General features: G+C 65.8%; 15 protein-coding genes. 9 read left to right on the top strand and 6 right to left on the bottom strand.

The genetic code is table 11. The features are described from left to right. Positions 1-26 precede the first annotated feature (26 nt). The 3 genes from AC3DE2_RS08620 to trmL all read left to right on the top strand — a co-directional run bounded on the left by AC3DE2_RS08620 (position 27) and on the right by trmL (position 2,306). The gene (locus tag AC3DE2_RS08620) at positions 27-731 is read left to right on the top strand and encodes an SDR family oxidoreductase (protein ID WP_488425849.1); all 705 of its coding nucleotides are present in this window, start codon (positions 27-29) and stop codon (positions 729-731) included. Positions 732-1,123: 392 nt separating this feature from the next. Beyond that, a complete protein-coding gene (locus tag AC3DE2_RS08625; RefSeq protein ID WP_295378831.1) occupies positions 1,124-1,510 on the top strand; it encodes a hypothetical protein in 387 nt (128 codons plus the stop codon). A gap of 319 nt (positions 1,511-1,829) precedes the next feature. Further along, entirely contained in the window at positions 1,830-2,306 is a 477-nt protein-coding gene (gene trmL, locus AC3DE2_RS08630; protein ID WP_295378828.1) for a tRNA (uridine(34)/cytosine(34)/5-carboxymethylaminomethyluridine(34)-2'-O)-methyltransferase TrmL, read from the top strand. A 9-nt stretch (positions 2,307-2,315) separates the two neighbouring features. Here the strand turns inward: trmL and AC3DE2_RS08635 are convergent, their stop codons facing one another. The 5 genes from AC3DE2_RS08635 to AC3DE2_RS08655 are packed head-to-tail and all read right to left on the bottom strand — an operon-like array spanning position 2,316 to position 10,402. After that, positions 2,316-3,596, bottom strand: coding sequence for an NAD(P)/FAD-dependent oxidoreductase (locus AC3DE2_RS08635; RefSeq protein WP_488425850.1), 1,281 nt, complete (start codon positions 3,594-3,596; stop codon positions 2,316-2,318). Further along, positions 3,593-4,306 (bottom strand): M15 family metallopeptidase, encoded by a 714-nt coding sequence (locus AC3DE2_RS08640; RefSeq protein ID WP_488425851.1) that lies wholly within the window; start codon positions 4,304-4,306, stop codon positions 3,593-3,595. Before AC3DE2_RS08640 ends, AC3DE2_RS08635 begins: the two co-directional genes overlap by 4 nt. Before the next feature lies 1 nt (position 4,307). Next, positions 4,308-5,876, bottom strand: coding sequence for a serine hydrolase (locus AC3DE2_RS08645; protein ID WP_488425852.1), 1,569 nt, complete (start codon positions 5,874-5,876; stop codon positions 4,308-4,310). Between the two features lie 56 nt (positions 5,877-5,932). Continuing rightward, complete coding sequence (locus AC3DE2_RS08650) at positions 5,933-8,929, bottom strand: TonB-dependent receptor (protein WP_295378824.1); 2,997 nt, start codon at positions 8,927-8,929, stop codon at positions 5,933-5,935. Between the two features lie 42 nt (positions 8,930-8,971). Further along, positions 8,972-10,402, bottom strand: a complete 1,431-nt coding sequence (locus AC3DE2_RS08655) for a transglutaminase-like domain-containing protein (protein WP_488425853.1) — start codon at positions 10,400-10,402, stop codon at positions 8,972-8,974. Positions 10,403-10,775: 373 nt separating this feature from the next. On the opposite strand from AC3DE2_RS08655, the gene AC3DE2_RS08660 reads away from it, so the two are divergent. The 5 genes from AC3DE2_RS08660 to AC3DE2_RS08680 are packed head-to-tail and all read left to right on the top strand — an operon-like array spanning position 10,776 to position 16,306. Next, positions 10,776-12,170 carry a C40 family peptidase gene (locus AC3DE2_RS08660; RefSeq protein ID WP_488425855.1) on the top strand — a complete coding sequence of 465 codons (1,395 nt, stop codon included), beginning with the start codon at positions 10,776-10,778 and terminating at the stop codon, positions 12,168-12,170. 7 nt (positions 12,171-12,177) lie between these two features. After that, a complete protein-coding gene (locus tag AC3DE2_RS08665; RefSeq protein ID WP_488425856.1) occupies positions 12,178-13,275 on the top strand; it encodes a dipeptide epimerase in 1,098 nt (365 codons plus the stop codon). A gap of 40 nt (positions 13,276-13,315) precedes the next feature. Continuing rightward, positions 13,316-14,179 carry a MurR/RpiR family transcriptional regulator gene (locus AC3DE2_RS08670; protein ID WP_488425858.1) on the top strand — a complete coding sequence of 288 codons (864 nt, stop codon included), beginning with the start codon at positions 13,316-13,318 and terminating at the stop codon, positions 14,177-14,179. 19 nt (positions 14,180-14,198) lie between these two features. Further along, positions 14,199-15,011, top strand: a complete 813-nt coding sequence (locus AC3DE2_RS08675; RefSeq protein WP_488425859.1) for a L,D-transpeptidase family protein — start codon at positions 14,199-14,201, stop codon at positions 15,009-15,011. Next, complete coding sequence (locus AC3DE2_RS08680; protein WP_488425861.1) at positions 15,008-16,306, top strand: APC family permease; 1,299 nt, start codon at positions 15,008-15,010, stop codon at positions 16,304-16,306. Before AC3DE2_RS08675 ends, AC3DE2_RS08680 begins: the two co-directional genes overlap by 4 nt. 12 nt (positions 16,307-16,318) lie before the next feature. Here AC3DE2_RS08680 and AC3DE2_RS08685 read toward each other — a convergent pair whose 3' ends face one another. Then, positions 16,319-16,732, bottom strand: coding sequence for a DUF305 domain-containing protein (locus AC3DE2_RS08685; RefSeq protein ID WP_488425862.1), 414 nt, complete (start codon positions 16,730-16,732; stop codon positions 16,319-16,321). A gap of 354 nt (positions 16,733-17,086) precedes the next feature. On the opposite strand from AC3DE2_RS08685, the gene AC3DE2_RS08690 reads away from it, so the two are divergent. Next, positions 17,087-17,674, top strand: coding sequence for an OmpO family porin (locus AC3DE2_RS08690; protein WP_141454557.1), 588 nt, complete (start codon positions 17,087-17,089; stop codon positions 17,672-17,674). Positions 17,675-17,896 lie beyond the last annotated feature (222 nt).

The raw sequence follows: 17,896 nt of genomic DNA on the forward strand, positions 1-17,896 counted from the left end.
ACGTGCCCCCCAAAGTGAGGTGTCCCATGGATCGCCGCCACTGCCTGGTCACCGGGGCCAATCGCGGCCTGGGCCTGGAGTTCGTCCGCCAGTTGCTGGCGCGTGGCGACTTCGTGATCGCGGCCTGCCGCCACCCCGGCAAGGCCCATGCGCTCAACCTGCTGGCCGGCGACCATCCCGGGTGCCTGCGGGTCCTGCCGCTGGATCTGGCCGACTCGCGCACGCATGGAGCCCTGGCCGCGGAAATCTCGCTGGTCACCGATGAGGAGCCGCTGGACCTGCTGATCAACAACGCCGGTATCCTGCGCGGCGGCGAGCGTTTCGGCCAGGTGCAGGCGACCGATCTGGAGGCCAGCTTCCGCACCAACGCCGCCGGCCCCTTCCTGCTGACCCAGGCACTGGCATCGCAATTGGCCGAGGGCGCCACCGTGGCGAACCTCTCCTCCGAAGTCGGTTCGATCGCATTGCGGCAGGAATTCCGCACGCCCAGCTACGCGATGGGCAAGGCCGCGCAGAACATGGCCACCTCGCTGCTCGCCCAGGCGCTCGCACCGCGTGGCATCAAGGTGGTGGCCCTGCATCCGGGCTGGGTCCGCACCGATATGGGCGGCGCGCAGGCCGCGCTCTCGGTACAGGAATCAGTGGCGGGCCTGCTCCACGTAATCCAGCAGCTCACGGCCGAACAATCCGGCGATTTCCTCGATTGGCAGGGCCAGCCGCTGCCCTGGTGAACGCTGGCCAACAAAACCGGCCTCATCGCAACGGTTTCCACCTAAACCGCATCCAAACCAGCAAGCCCCGGAATTGACCGGATGGCGGTGGGAAGGGCGTGTTGGAGGTCACATCCCGCCGCCGGACCCGTCCTGATCACAGAAGAACGGACGACAACGCCCGGACACTGGCCGGACACGGACACTACGGATGGAATGGAATTCCTTTTGATTCAATGATTTGAGATTGGCACGGGTTCTGCATTACTACCCTGGCCAACAAGACCGACCCAAGCAATCCTGACTAAAAGCTGAATATAGGAACTGGAAACACAAGTTCCGCTTGATCTGTCTGATTAGGTGTACTACATTACTACCACACCACCCAACAACATCACTACAGAGGCAAAACAATGAACACCAAGACCCTGCTCCCGCTGACCGCCGCCGCCGTGTTCGCGCTGTGTGCCGGTTCCATGTTCCTGTCGGCCAAGACGTATGCGGACAACAGCGTCCAGGCCACCGCTTCGACCGCCGCCCGCGTCGTCGACCTGCCGGCCGTGACCGTGACCCCCGACGCCGCCGACCTGGCGCACTACCTGACCTACAAGGACGCGAAGGTGGTCAACCTGCCGGCCGTGACCGTCAGCCCCGATGCCCGCGACCTGGCCTACTACCTGGCCACCCAGACCGCCAGCATCGTCGACATGCCGGCCATCACCGTGCGTCCGTCGGCGGAAGATCTGCAGCAGTTCGCCGTGCAGGCGGGTGTGCTGGCCCAGCAACTGGCCGCGCGCTGATTACCGGATAGATCCACGCAAGCGTTCAAGGTTCCACCCGCTTCATCGCTGCATCCTCCGGTAACGCGCGCTCCAGCCGCTGCAGTACCCGCACTTCCGCCGCGCACCGTCGATGACGCGCGCAGGCCGCACCACCCGGGCCGTCGATCCCCGTTGCATCCGGCCACGACTTCCGCGATCCCCCGGTCGCCATCCGGCGAAGCCGCATCCGAGCGATGCGGCTTCACCCGACCCCGGCAGGCGATTCCGGCATCCATGCATCCTTCGCGCAGGTCCCACGCACATGGGAAGCGGCGGGACGGGCCCGTAGAATCGGCGCATGACCCCGCTTTCCCTCGATGTCCTGCTCTACCAGCCGGAAATCCCGCCCAATACCGGCAACGTCATCCGCCTGTGCGCCAATACCGGCGCGCGCCTGCACCTGATCCGCCCGCTTGGCTTCGACCTCGACGATCGTCAACTGCGGCGCGCCGGGCTGGACTACCACGAGTACGCCAACCTGCAGGTGCACGATTCGCTGGATGCCGCGCTGGCCGCGGTCGCGCCGCTCCGCCTGTTCGCCCTGAGCACGCGCGGCACGATCCGCTTCGACCAGCCCCGCTACCAGCCGGGCGACGCCTTCCTGTTTGGTCCGGAAACCCGTGGCCTGCCGCAGGAAGTGCTGGACGCCCTGTCCGCCGACCATCGCCTGCGCCTGCCGATGCGTCCGGACAACCGCAGCCTCAATCTCTCCAACACCGTCGCGGTGATGGTGTTCGAAGCCTGGCGCCAGCAGGGTTTTCCGGGCGGTGCCTGAGCCGCGTCCTCAACCGCGCGCGTAGCCACCGAAGCGCGCGAGGCGATAGGGGGCCAGCGGAACCGGGGATGCTTCGCCCACCATCGACTGCGCGATCAGTTCGCCGCTGATCGGTCCCTGGGTCAGCCCCAGATGACCGTGCCCGGTGGCGATGAAGATGCGCTCGTCGTCGACGCGATCCAGGATCGGCAACGAATCCGGCGTGCATGGGCGCAGCCCGGCCCAGTCCGAGACCGGCTCGCCGGCAAGCGAAGGAAACAGCAGCCGTGCCTGCGGCGCGAGCCCCTGGATCAGGGCCGGCCGCGACGCGCGTCCGGGTGCGGTCATCTCCTTGAATGCGGTCACCCGCACGCCCGAGCGCATCGGCGACACCACCATGTAGCGTTCCGCCCACAGGGTGGGTCTGCGCACGACGCCTTCCTGGCGCGGGTACATCGCGTGATAGCCGCGCGCCGCCGCGACCGGCAGGCGCAATCCGAACGGCCGCAGCAGTTCGCCGCTCCAGGCGCCCGCGGCAAGCACGATCTGATCGGCATGCACGTCGCCTCCCGAGGTGCGCACGCGATAACCCTCGCCTTCACGTTCGATCGCCCGCGCGCTGGCAATCAGCGTATCGGCGCCACGCGCACACAGCCAGTTGAACAGGCGCCGGCAGAATTCGCCCGGCTCCTGCACGAACAACGCATCGCGTTGCAGGACGCCATGCCGCGCGAACGCGGCCAGGCCAGGTTCCAGATCCCGCAGCTGCGCGCGGTCCAGCACATCAAAGGCCACGCCATGGCGCTGCATGTGGGCACGCGCGCCGGCCGCACGCTCGAAACCGGCGTCCTCGCTGTAGGCATGCAGGTAGCCGGTGGGACTGATCAGATCCAGCGCGCCGATCGCGCCGGCCAGATCCAGCCAGGCCGCGCGCGCGGCCCGGTTGAGCGCATGGGTCGCATCGATGATTCCGGCCAGCCGCGATGGATGGCCGGCGCGCAGGAATCGCAACAGCCAACCCGCGTAGTACGGCCATGCGCCGGCATCCAGCTTGAAGGGTGCGAGCGGATCCCGCAGCCCGCGCAGCGCCGGCCACATCATGCCGGGTGCGGACTGCGGCATCAGGTTGCCCACCGAGATCACACCGGCATTGCCATGGGAGGCGTCGCCCGCCGGCCCGCGCGGATCGATGAGCAGGCAGGTCAGGCCGCGCCGTTGCAACTGGAACGCGGTGGACAGGCCGACGATGCCGCACCCGATCACCGCGGCGTCGGCGACGCGCGGGTGGGGACGCCAGGGCAGGGAACTCATTGCACCGGAATGTCGTAGGCGGTGGACGGCGTGGGTTCCGGCTGGAAGGTGTAGTGCCACCATTCCAGCGGATAGTTGCGGAAACCCCTGCGCTCCATGGCCTGGCGCAGGCGTTGCCGATGGATCTTCTGTTCGCCGCCGATGCGCGGGTCGTCGGTGTTGGCCAGGGTGTCGAAGCGATCGAAGCCGGTGCCCATGTCCAGCAGTTCGCAGCGCGCGCCGTCGCAGCGTTCAAGGCCCAGGTCCACGGTGGCGCCGCGGCTGTGTCCGGACGTCTCGGCGATGTAGCCATCCAGCAGCTTCGACTTGTCCAGGTTGGGATAGAAGCGCGGCTTGGTCCGTTGATCCGCCGGGTCGCGGGCCCAGCGCACGAAGTCGCGCACCGCGCGCACCGGCCGGTAGCAGTCGAACAGGCGCAGCCGATAGCCGTCGCCGGCCAGATCCATGGCGACTTGCCGCAAAGCCTCCGCCGCCGGCCGGAGCAGGTAGCACTTCGGCGCCAGGTAGCCGTCCACCGGACGCCCGACGAAGTTGTCGTCGCCGGCGTAGCGGATCTCCAGGGTCGCTTCGGGAATCAGCCCACCGACGTCGACCAGATCGACCTGTTCGAAACGGGTGGCCTCCGACACCTTCACTTCGCCGGCCTGTGCGACCGCCATGCCCAGCAACAGCCATGCCCCCGCGCACCATCCGGTCCAGCCACGTCGCATGTCAGTCACACCCGCCCACCTGCTGGAAATCGAGGTCGGCGTAGTCATAGCTGAAATCGGCATCCGGATCGACATGGGACAGGGTCATGCGCGGCGCAACGCCGTCGCGCGCCGGATGGAACCGCAGCCAGGGCTCGGCATCGACGCTGTCGTCATCCCAGTCCACCAGCCAGCGATCGCCGAACTTCATCACCCGCCCGGCCAGCATCGGCGAACGCGCCGCCTCGAAGCGCACGTCCTTCCCCTGCATGCACAGGGACACGTCGCCAAACCAGGGATCGCGATAGCGGCCAACAGCCCCGGCCAGATCGCCGCCGGTCGCCGCGATCCGCGCCGAGGTGTCCGGCTTGCGCTTCTGCGCGGGCACCGCCGCGTCCTCGGCATCGATGGCGTCGGCGTAGTGGGCCACCGACACGGCCTGCGACGGCGCGGTGTAGTGCTTGGTCAGCACCTCGCCGAGCACCGCGCGCGCATCCTCGCCTTCGCCGTTGATCAGGATGACGATGCCGACCTTCTTGTCCGGCAGCAGGATGACCGAGGAATACATGCCCGCCAACGTGCCGGTGTGCGCGACCTTCCACACGCCGTCGACGTCGGACAGGCGCCAGCCATAGCCATAGGCGGAGAAATGGCTGTTGTCCCACTCGCGCATCCGCGCGGACACCGGCATCGGCATGTGCGCCGTCCACACCGCGCGCCGTTGTTCGGCGCTCAACCAGGCCGGTTGCCGATCCGGCGACAACCACATCCCGATCCAGGCCAGCATGTCGTTCAGGCTGCAGCGGATGCCACCCGCGGCCATCGAGGTGATGTCGGGCACGACGGCGCCGTCCTCGCGGATCGGCGTGTTGCCCATGGCCGTGCGCATGTGCGGCTGGGCGACGTTGCCGACCTGTTCGCGATTCCACGGGCCGACCTGGCAGCGGTTCATGCCCAGCGGTTCGAACAGTTCCCGTCGCACCAGCACGTCGTAGGGCGCGCCACCGGCCGCCGCCGCAACTTCGCCGGCGACCACGTAAAGCAAGTTGTCGTAGGCGTAATGCGAACGGAAGCTGTGGGTCGGCTTCAGATGCTGCAACCCGGCGATGATGTCCTTGCGGGTGAAATCGTTGGGCTCTGGCCACAGCATCAGGTCGCCGGCGCCCAGGCCCAGGCCGCTGTTGTGGATCAGCAGATCCCGCACCTGCATGTTCCGGGTCACCCAGGGATCATGCATGCGGAACTGCGGCAGATGCTTCGTGACGGGGTCATCCCATTTCAGCTTGCCCTGGTCGACCAGCCGGGCCAGCACGCCCGCGGTCATCGCCTTGCTGTTGGAGGCGATCTTGAAGAGGGTGTCAGGATTGATGGACCCTGGTCGGCCGGCCTGGAGTGTGCCGACGGTCTTCAGGTGGACGACCTTGCCGTCCTCGATCACGCCCACGGCGATGCCGGGAAGGCGGTAGCGCTCGACCGTCTGTTCGACGGCTTCGCCAAACCTGTCCGGTGCCTGCGCGGGGGCGGAGAAAGAAATCCCCGCCAGCAGGAGGCAGGGAAACAGGGGATTCACGCGCTTTCTTGTCTTTGGCATCCGTGTTTCCGTACCACGCGGGGCACTCCGGAACGAATCCGGAGTGCCGTGATGGCTCAGAAGTTGTAGGTCACGACCAGTTGCATGTAGCGCGGTGATTGCCAGACCGTACCCTGCCCGAAGTAGGGGAGGCGTACGCCGGGCTGGCCTTCGTAACGGGAATGCACGTTGACGACCGCCTGGTTGTTGAACAGGTTGTACACGGAGAGACGTGCCTTCAGGTCAACGCCCTCCACGGGCAACGTCCAGGTCACGTTGGCCCCCATGTCCCAGACCCAGGGCATGCGGCCGAATGCGCCGCGCTTGGAATAGACCAGTTCCCGCGTCGCCCAGTCGGAACAGTTCGATACGCACAACCAGCCCGAGCCGCCGCCGCTGAACTCGCCGGGACCGCCCGCCGCGCGATTGTCGTTCGGCCAGACCACGCCGAAAGCGGTGATGGGGCCGCCCGAGCGCGCCGAAAGCGTGGTACCGAAGCTCCACATTTCGTTGAGCTTGTAGCTGCCGCGCAGTTTGATCTGATGGCGGAAGTCATTGAAGAGGACGCCATTGCGCTCGTTGACGGCGGGATGGTCGTAGTACTGCACCAGGTTGGTGTCCGCGTAGCCGGTATCCGAGTTCACCGGGCCTTCGATGTTGCCTTCGGACTTCGACCACAGGTAGCTGGCATTGAATGCCCACTTGTCATCCCACGCGCGGTCCAGTTGGAACTCGACCGCCTTGTAGGTACGCCGGGGCTTCTTGTAGCCCATGATCGCGCCGCTGCCGGACGCGCGGTAGCCGTCCTTCGAGGAGTCGAAGGAAACCCAGTCGTTGGTGTCCGGGCACCATAGCGTGGTGCGCTCACCGGGGTTGATGATCGGCCAGTCTCCGGAGTACCACGGGCATCCCTCGACGTGGTTGATGCGCGCATCCTCCACCGCGCGGGTCACCTTGCGATAGGTGGCGTTGACGCCATACGACCACGCCTCGTTGATGGCCTGCTGGAAGCCCAGGATGAATTCATCCTGGAAGACCTGCTTGATGTCGCGGGCCACGGCGGTGCGGACGTCATCGGGCGCCGGAGCATTGCCTTCGGTATTGACCGGCCCGATCTGGGCACCGAGATTCGGAAGCAGGTAAGGCTCGCCGGTCACCGGATGCACCGCCTGCGTCCACCCGTTGAGCACGTAGTAGGTGTGCTCGTCCGTGGTGCCACCGCCGAAGTAGTCGGTTAGCTTGTTCGTCAGTGGAATGTAGTAACGGCCCGCGTTGCCGAACACCTTGGTGGTGCCGTCGCCCTTCATGTCCCAGCTGAAGCCGACGCGCGGCGCCATCATGTCGGAAAAATCGGCCTTGGCGAACGTCGCACCTGATGCCAGCTTGTTGTGGAACTTGTCGAACCGCAGGCCGAGATTCAGCAGCAGGTTGGGGGTGATGCTCCAGTTGTCCTCGATGTAGAACGCCTGCGCCTCGGTGGTGACCGGAGAGCCGGTGATGTAACGGCGCGCATCGACGATGCGGGTGACGCCGACGGGAACCAGCGCGCCATTGGGCAGCAGACCGCCAGCGGTCGCGGCCTGCGCCTGATAGCTCACGCCGTCGCCCGGATAGACCACCGAGCTCTCGGAATCCATGATCTCCTGGTCCACGCCGAAGCGCAGCAGGTGATCGCCCAGCGCCCACTCGAAATCCAGGCGCGAAGCTTCACGCTTGTCGTAGCGGCTGCTGATGCTGCTGTTGCTCGGATGACACCCCTCCGGCGTGGTCACCGGACCGAACGCGCCGGTGTAACTGCCGGAACGCGTGATGATGCTGCAGGAGGAATCCAGCGGCGTACCGCTGAGGGCACTGCGCTTGTTCACGCCGTGCATGGCCTTGGCGGTGAAGTTGCTGCCGAAATGCCCCGTGTAGGTCAGCGACCAGTTGTCGCCGCCCGAGCCCGCTGTGCTGCTTCCCGCCCAGGCGCCCCGTTGGCCCGTGGCCCAGTTGTAGCCGTACTTGTTGGTCTCCGAGTCGGACTTGTCGGAGAACGCAAGCAGCTCCAGCAGGTGATTGTCGTTGATCTGCCAGTCGAGCTTGGCGCCCCAGAAGTCATTGTCGCTTTCGGTGTACCAGGCCTGGGTCGTATCGATGTCTTTCGGCTTGCTGTTGCGGAGCTCATACATGGCGAAGAAGAACAGCCGATCCTTCACGAGCGGGCCTGATGCCCATACGTTCGTCTTGAAGAAGGCGTCCGTGTCACGGCTGGTACGCTCGCGCTCGTCGATCGTGCCGTCGCGATGGAAGTGGTCCTCCTTCGAGGACTCCCAGGACGCGGGTGCCAGCGTCACCTCCACGCCGGCATGGAACTCGTTGCTGCCTGATCGGGTGACGGCGTTGATGACACCACCGGTGCTACGGCCGAATTCCGCCGAGTAGCCGCCCGTCTTGACCTGGAATTCCTCGTAGAAGTTGAAGGGAACCGACGAGAAACCCTGGCGCCGATACGGGTCGGTCACGTTGAGGCCGTTGATGTAGACGGCATTCTCCGCCACCGACGAACCACCGAAGGAAAGGCCGCCGAAGGTTGCGCCCGAGTTCACCACGCCGGGAGCCAGCAGCGCGACCGAGCTTATGCTCTGGTCCACCGGAAGCCGCGCGATCTCGTCGCGCCGGATATTGGTCGCGGACTCGACCGAGCGGACGTCCACGCGGTTGACGACGCGCGAGCCCACAACCTGCAGGGCGTCCAGGTTCACCAGTCCGCCTTCGTTGCCGACGTTGACCGTGGTGGTGCCGCCCAGCGACACCGCGACGGAGATGGGCGTGCCCACATCCTGGCCGGCGCGCTTGACCTGCAGCTGATAGTCGCCGATCGGCAACTGGCTGAGGCGGTAGCTGCCATCGGCGTTGACGGTCACCGTTCGGCTCAGGCCGGTGGCCTGGTTGGTCACCGTAATCGTGTCACCCGCATTGGCACGGCCCGCCACCGCACCGTTGACATTCTGCGCCATCACCATCGGCGCCATCGACGCGATGCACGTGCCCAGCGCGATACATAGCGCCGCTTTCTTCAAGGTCTTGCCGTTCATCCCCGCTCTCTCCTGCTAGGTGTTGAAGTGATCCCGCCCGGTTTAGTGGTTGCCGCCCTCGATTGGCAGCATGGTCCATTCGAACTGGTAGTCCCATTGATCGAAATAGAGGTTGCCTCCGCGCCATTCGGCCTCGCCGCGCTGCGAATCCACCGTTTCCGAGCGGAAGTGCTGCTTGGCCGGCACCAATGGCCGCGAAAAGTCGTTGTTGAAGCTGATCCGGTAGGCATCGAGGCCACCGAAGTAGAAGTCGCGCAGGCCGGCTTCGTCGCTCTGCAGCGCGCCGGTGGTCACGTCCACCGGAACCCAGCCGTAGGGTGCCAGGTACATCCAGCCCCAGTCGTGCATGTTGTCGTAGCCGACCTCCTCGTCCGAGTAGGTCCAGCCCGATTGCCAGCGCGCGGGAATGCCGTTGTAACGCAGCAGCGTCATCAGCAGCAGGGTCTGCTGGCCGCAGTCGGCGTGGTCCGAATGCAACGCGTAGTCGCTGATGTTGGAAATGGTCGAGTATTCGCGCGCGCCACCCCAGGGTATGCGGTCCACCGCGTCGAACAGCTTCTTCGCGATGCGATACGGATTCTTCTCGTCACCGACCACCTGCGCGGAGAAGCGCTTGATGTCGTCGGTGAACACGATGTGCGGACCGCGCTCGGCCAGATACGGGGCCAGTTCCGGCGTCGCTGCCACCGGAACGACCTTTTCCGGATCGAGATCGAAACGGCGCGCGTGGATGGTCAGTTCGTAGCTGATGGAAAAGCGCGTTGGCTCGCCGGCCCGCGCGGTCTGCTCCAGATAGACGGTGCGCTGCGGCGTGCCCTCCGGCGCGATCGACGATTCCGCCGGCGCGCTTCCGACGAAGCGGATGTGGTCCTGCTGGCCCGGAATCGCCTGCGGATATGGAATCCACGCACGCACGGTCTCTCCGGCGGGCACGGCATCCGGCTTCACCAGCAGCGATTGGGTGACCCGCAGGCGACGCGGTGCGACGCTGTCGGCACCGGTGGCGCGGGCCTGTTCAAGCGCCTCGAGGTGATGCGGATGCAGTCGTTCGAACGGGCCTTCGGAGAACGGCTTCACCGGCGGCGCGCGGCGCGCGGCGACTTCCGGGTACAGCCGGATCAGGTTCGACACCGAACGGCTGAAGTAGCGCTTCTCGCCATCGATGGTCATGCGTTCGATGCGGTTGGCCTGGTCCCAGGCAGTGAATTCTTCCGGCTTCAGATCCGGAATCTGCTTGCGCAGCTGCGCCAGCACGTCCGCTTCGGTCAAACGGAAATCCAGGCGGATGCGGCGCATGCGCTCGCGTTCGTATTGCAGCGCATCACGCTGTTCATCATCCAGGCCCGGCTGTGCCAGCGCCTTGGCGATGGCCTGTTCTGCCACCGCGAAATGGCCCGCATCCACCTGGGCGACGATGGCCGGCGGCGCGGGTGACGGCAATTCGGCGGCGAGGCTGGACGCGGCCAGTGCCATCAGGAGTAATATCGGCCATGCAGTCGCACGCACGCGCACGGAACGCCCCGCACTCCGGTGCTCCCTTCGAATGGAATGGTTACGCTGGCCCCCGCTGGCGTCCACGTCGATCACTGGCCCCTCAGCCGACTGGTCACCGTTGTGTAACACGACCGGAGAACCCGGTCAATAATTTATTCTTGAATCTTTCAGAGAAAGAAGTAAATATTCCTCGGAACCGACCCGGCCGTTTGCCACCCGTGCAACGCCAGGCCATCGCATCCGTTCCGAGGGGAGGCAGATGAAACAACACACCGGTCCGGCCCGGCGCCACGCCGCGCAACCACACACCGGGCATGCCTCGCGTCCGACATCCCGTTTCCGAGGTGACCGCATGCGTTCCCTGCTGCTTTCCGTCCTGCTCGCCCTGCCGGCGAGCGGTCTGTTGGCCCGCGAGCCCGCTTCCGTGCTGCCGGTGCCGGCCCATGCCGTCATCGGCGTGGAAGACCGCCATCTCGACCCGCAATACTGGATCGACAAGCTGGCGCAACCGGACAGCGTCATCCTGGAGCCATACGCGATCGCCGCCCAGAACGAGCGCCTGCACGAACTGGATCGTTCGGTCCACGATGTCGAGGGCCTGCCGGAGCGCTTCAGTGCCGGGGACGTGCGCGAATGGGTAGGCAAGCTGTCCAGTGCGCCCGGCCGCACCCTGTACGACGTGAAGGGGCAGGCCATCGACAAGGCCACCCTTGACGGCATCGTCGCCAATGCCGCGCTCGATGCGGTGCCGGCGCAGACCGACACGCGTTACGCGCTGGTGGTCCGGCGCGCCGATCTGCGCACCTTCCCCACCCGCCTGCGCGTGTTCCGCGAGCCCGGCGACACCGACATCGATCGGTTCCAGGAGAGCGCGCTGTTCCCGGGCACGCCGGTGATCGTCCTGCACGAAAGCCGGGACCGGCAATGGTCATTCGTGATCAGTCCGCTGTACGCGGCCTGGATCGAGAACGCCTACCTGGCCGAGGGTCCGCGCGAGCAGGTGTTCGCCTATGCGCATCGCACCCCGACCCTGATCGTCACCGGGCCGACCGTGCATACCGTGCACACGCCGGAACAGCCCGGCGTGTCCGAACTGCAACTGGACATGGGCGTGCGCGTGCCGCTGCTGAGCGACTGGCCGGCCGACAAGCCGGTCAATGGCCAGCATCCGTATACCTCCTGGGTCATCCAGCTGCCGGTGCGCGGCGCGGACGGCAAGCTCGAACTGGTGCCCGCCTTGCTGCCGAAGAACGCCGACGTCGGCACCGAATACCTGCCGCTCACCCGCGCCAGGCTGCTCCGGCAGGGCTTCAAGTTCCTCGGCGAACGCTATGGCTGGGGCCATTCCTACAACACCCGCGACTGCAGCGGCTTCGTATCCGAGGTCTACCGCAGCTTCGGCGTGGAGCTGCCGCGCAACACCAGCGACCAGGGCGTGAGCCCTGCGCTCAACCGCATCGCCTTCACCGACAAGGACGATCGCGCCGCGCGCATGAAGGTCGTCCGGGATCTGCAGGTCGGCGACCTGATCTACATCCCCGGCCACGTGATGATGGTGATCGGCAAGGAAAACGGGCAGACCTACCTGATCCACGACACCACCGGCATCACCTACAAGGACGGTCGCGGCCAGCTGGTGCGCGCCTCGCTCAATGCCGTTTCGGTGACGCCGCTGGAGCCCCTGCTGGCCGGCGGCGACAAGACCTTCGTCGATCGCATCTACAGCATCCAGAGAATCCGCCCCTAAGGCCTCCATGAAAATCACCGAAATCCAGTTCGGCATGCTGCGCGTGCCGCTGAAAACCGCCTTCAAGACGGCGCTGCGCACGGTCGACACGGTGGAGGACATCGTGGTCATCATGCGCACCGACACCGGCCATGTCGGCTACGGCGAGGCGCCGGCCACCGCGGTCATCACCGGCGACACCCACGGCTCGATCATCGAGGCCATCGCACGCTTCATCAAGCCGCGCCTGATCGGCCAGGAAATCGCCAACCTCAACCACATCACCCATCTCATCCAGACCGCGCTGGAGCGCAACACCAGCGCCAAGGCCGCGGTCGAAATCGCGGTCTACGATCTGTTCGGCCAGTTGTACGGTGCGCCGCTGTACAAGATGCTGGGCGGTGGCGATCCGGTCATCACCACCGACATCACCATCAGCGTCGACTACATCGACAAGATGGTGGCCGACTCCATCAACGCGGTGGAGCGCGGCTTCGAATCGCTGAAGATCAAGGTGGGCAAGGACATCGGCCTTGACATCGAACGGGTCAAGGCGATCTATTCGGCGGTGGAAGGACGCGCGCTGCTGCGCTTGGACGCCAACCAGGGCTGGACCGCCAAGCAGGCGGTGTTCGCCATGCACAACCTGGAGGACGCCGGCGTCGTCCTGGAACTGCTGGAACAGCCGGTCAAGGCGCAGGACATCGATGGCCTGAAGTACGTCACCGACCGCGTGCACACGCCGGTGATGGCCGACGAGAGCGTGTTCGGCCCCACCGAGGTCATCGACCTGATCAAGATGCGCGCGGCCGACATCATCAACATCAAGCTGATGAAGACCGGCGGCATTTCCAATGCCGTCCGCATCGCCGACATCGCTTCCCTGTACGGGGTGGAGTGCATGATCGGCTGCATGCTGGAAACCAGCATCAGCGTGGCCGCCGCGGTGCACCTGGCGGTGGCCAAGTCGCAATCGATCACCAAGGTCGACCTGGACGGGCCCTCGCTGTGCCAGTTCAACCCGGTCGAGGGCGGGGTGATCTTCAATGAGTCGGAGATCTCCATCACCGACGCCCCCGGCCTGGGCATCCAGACCATCCACGGGCTGGAACTGATTCCGGTCTGACCCTGGACCGACGCGACGCAGGATGGGATAAAGAGCGCACATGCCGCCCCTGGTCAAAATCCGATCCGAACGCGACCACATGTCGGCCATCGAACGCCGCATCGCCGACTTCGTCCTCGAGAACGCCCACCTGCTGCGCGACTATTCCTCGCAGCAACTGGCCAGCGCATTGGGCATCAGCCAGTCCAGCGTGGTGAAATTCGCCCAGAAATTCGGCTTCAAGGGCTATCCGGATCTCAAGTTCTCGATTGGCGAGGCGGTCGCCCGTAACGGTGGCGCGCCACAACCGCGTCTGGCGGATGACACGGACGGAGCCGAGGGCGAGGCAAGCGCCTACCAGCGCCTGGAAGCCGGGCTGCGCCGGAGCAAGGCCGCCGCCGAAGAGGAAACCCGCCTGCTCAATCCGCCGGCCGGCATCGAGCACATCGCCAGCCTGATTCACGGCGCGGGCAAGGTGTTCGTCTATGGCCTGGGCGATGACGGCCTGTTCGCGCGCGAGTTCGCGATGCGGCTGTCGCTGCTGGGCGTGCTGACCGTGCATCACGCCGATCCCATCCTGATGATGAGCAACCTGTCGGCGACCCGGCCCGGCGACGTGCTGCTGGTGTTCTCGGAATTCGGCAAGCTGCCCACGCTGTCGCAGCTCAGCCGGCAGTTCCAGGATGCCGAGGGCAAGGTTGTCTCGATCACGCGGCACACCTCCAATCCACTGCGCGCGCACGCCGACGCCTCGCTGGTGGTCTCGGCGCATGACGCCGCGCCGCATGTGGAAGCATTGCTCTACCGTTCCTCGCTGCAGTACCTGCTGGACGTGCTGTTCGTCCTGCTGTGCCACCACCACGACGACCGCCACCGGCAGTTGAACATCAACCTGGAACGGATCCAGCACCTGCTGGATTCCTGATTCCCCTCCCGGAGCCGCCATGGCCTCTGCGTTCCATTTCGCGCTGTCAAACCTGGCCCTGGCCGCGGCCCTGGCTGCAGGGCCGGGTTTCCATCCATCCGCGCAGGCGACGCCTGCTGCCGCGAACACCCAATCAGCTGCGGCCTGGCAACAGGCGCAGCAACTGGTGCTGGTGATTACGCCGGACTGGAACGCCAGCGGCGGCCGCATGCAGACCTTCGAACGCGACGGCCAGGACTGGCGCGCGAAAGAGGCGCCGACGGCGGTCACCATCGGCCGCAGCGGCGCAGCCTGGGGACGCGGCCTGCATCCGGCGCAGGCGAATGGTCCGCAGAAACGCGAAGGCGACGGCAAGGCACCGGCAGGTGTGTTCACTTTGGGCGAGGCGTTCGGGTACGCCACCCGGCGCGATACCGGGCTGGCATATGCGCCCATGCGGGCGTCGCATTACTGCATCGACGTGCCCGCTTCCCCGCTCTACAACCGGATCGTCGACAGCGACCAGGTCGGCACCGCCGCGATCGAAGGTTCCACCGAGCCGATGCGCCGCGATCTGCATGTCGATGGCGACATCCGCTACAAGGAAGGCTTCGTGATCCAGCACAACCCCGACAACATCAGCGGCGCCGGCAGCTGCATCTTCGCCCACCTGTGGAAGGCGCCGGGCGAGGCGACCGCCGGCTGCACGGCGATGGCCGAGCCGGCGATGGATCGCCTGCTGGGCTGGCTGGATGAGAAGCGGCACCCGGTGTTCGTGTTGCTGCCGGAGGCAGAATACCGGCGCCTGCGTGCCGACTGGCAACTGCCCGCCCTCGCGGAGACCATCCCATGAGCGAGACGCCCGCATCCAATCCGGGTTTCGTCCGCGCGGTCAGCCGCTGGCAGATCGTCGGCCTGTCCATCAACGACGTCATCGGCAGCGGCATCTACCTGCTGCCCGCCGCCACCGCGGTCCTGCTGGGGCCGGCCAGCGTGTGGGCGGTGCTGCTGGCCGGCCTGGCGGTCGCGCTGCTGGTGCTGTGCTACGCGCAGGCCGCCAGCTACTTCGATCAGCCCGGCGGCAGCTATCTCTATGCGCGCGAGGCATTCGGTCCGTTCGTCGGCTTCGAAATCGGCTGGATGGTCTGGCTGACCCGCATCGCCTCCGCCGCCGCGCTCAGCAATGGCCTGGCCGACGCGGTCGCCCGTTTCTGGGCGCCCGCAGCCTCCGGTGGCGGCCGCCTGGCGGTGGTGGTCGGGTCGCTGGGCCTGCTGACCCTGATCAACGTCATCGGCGTGAAATCGGCGGCGCGCACCGGCGTGGCCCTGGTCATCGGCAAGCTGCTGCCGCTGGCGCTGTTCATCGCCATCGGCATGTTCTACATCGACATCGATCTGCTGCGCAACGGCGAGTTGCCGCCCCTGCGCAACCTGGGTGAAGCCGCCTTGTTGCTGTTGTTCGCCTACGCCGGTTTCGAGAACATCCCGGCCGCCGCCGGCGAGTTCAAGAACCCGCGCCGCGACGTGCCGTTCGCACTGCTGACCATGATCGCCACCGTCACGATCATCTATGCGGCGGTGCAGCTGGTCGCGCAGGGCACGCTGGCAGGCCTGGCGCAGTCGCAGACGCCGCTGGCCGATGCGGCGGGCAGCTTCAGTGGCGAGGGGCTGGCGCTGATCCTGACCGTCGGCGCGACCATCTCCATCCTCGGCACCAACAGCAACACCATGCTGTTCGGTCCGCGCGTGCTGTATTCGCTGGCCGAGGACGGTTTCGGCCCGCGCGTGCTCGCCAACATCCATCCGCGTTTCCACACCCCCGCCGTGGCGATCGTCACCCAGGGCGTGCTGGCGCTGGCGTTGGCGCTGTCCGGCTCGTTCGTGCAGTTGGCGCTGCTGTCGGTGGTGGCGCGGCTGTGCGCCTACATCGGCACCACCCTGTCGGTGCTGGTACTGCAACGCCGCTATGCCAATCATCCTGGCGCACTGAAATTGCCGGGCGGCCCGCTGATTCCGCTCGCCGCGCTGCTCCTCTCGCTGGGCCTGCTCGCAAGCGCGAATGTCGGCAACCTGATTGCCGCCGCGGTCGCGCTGGTGGTCGGCGCGCTGCTTTATCTGATGCGGCGCAAGCCGGTCGCCTCACCATAGCGGGCCCTGCGGTCAGCGTCCTTCCAATCGCGCTTTCATCAGCGCGATCTCCGCCTCCTGTCCGCGGATGATTTCCCCGCATAGCCGGCGCAGCTCCAGCGCGCGCAGGTCCGCCTGCCTGCACATCAGCAGCGCGCCCGCATGGTGCGGAATCATCGAACGCAGGAACTGCCGGTCACTGACACCCCACTGACCGCGTATCCCGCACCAGCACAGGATGCCAAGGACCAGGGCGCCCGCCAGCAGCAGCGCGTTGGCGCGGAAACTCGGGTACATCGCGCGCATCAGCCAGAGTTCGATCAGCAGCATCGGCGACACCATCAGCCCGGCCATGTACACCTGATTGATGTTGTGGAAGACATTGCCCGGTCCATCGACCATCGCGTACATCAGCGCGTACATGGCGATGAAGGAAAGCAGGGTCATCAACAGCAGGCGTCCGTACTGACCGTTTCCATGTGCCGACTTCGCAGGGGGTTCATGCCGGGATGCATGCATGGCGCGCTCCTCGTTGCCGATGGAATTTCACGCTAGGCCGCGCAGGGTCGTCGGCATGTGCATGAACCCGGTCCTGGATGCGAGGCCGGCAAGTCCGGAACGACGCGGGCAAGACGATGCCTCATGTGCCAGAAGTTCCGGATTTTTCCGCTGAATTTATGTACTGCTCAGTTTGATATTCAGGGCGCATTGAGGGCGCTAACGGATAATTCACATCACCAGCTGCGAACGGGCAATGCCTTCAGCGCTGGATACCAACTACAAAAATCGAGGTTTGAGCGTATGAAGAAGTCCTTGCTTGCCCTGACCCTGCTGGCCGCCCTGCCCTTCGCCGCCTCCGCGGCCGATGGCGTCTCCTACAACTACGTGGAAGGCGGCTACACCAAGACGAACATCGATGGTCCGGATTCCGACGGCTGGGCGCTGAAGGGTTCGGTGGCCATCCACCCGAACTTCCACCTGTTCGCTGATTACAGCCAGCAGGAAGTGGACGACGTGAAGGTCGACTTCGACCAGTGGCGCGTCGGCGTGGGCTACAACCACGAGCTGTCCAAGCGCGTGGATCTGCTGACCCGCGTGGCCTACGAGAAGGTCAAGACCGATCGCTTCACCACCCCGTCGGGCATCCGCGTCCCGGGCTTCAGCGCCGATGGCTACAGCGTCGAAGTGGGCGTGAACAGCGCGCTGACCAATCGCCTGAACGGCTATGCCCTGGCCGGTTATGAAGACGGCGACGATTACGACGGTGACTTCTACGGCCGCCTCGGCGCGCAGGTGAAGTTCACCCCGAACTGGAGTGCCGCGGCCGACGTGAAGATCGTCGACGGTGGCGACACCCAGTGGTTCGTCGGCCCGCGCTTCAGCTGGTAACCCAGGACGCACCACCGCCTCCCGCGGCGTGTCTCTCTCTCCCCACGTCGCGACCCGAAGCCCGGCCACAAGCCGGGCTTCTTTTTTGTTCGCGCTTGTCCGTCATGAACAGCGTTTGTCTTCCTTCTTGAATAAGGGCATCGAGCGAATTTCTGCTTCCAAGGCAGAAACAAATCCCCCGTCACCCGCTTCGCGGATGTCCGCCCCCTTTTTCAAAGGACG

The organism is Pseudoxanthomonas sp. 68-E7 (assembly GCF_057773145.1).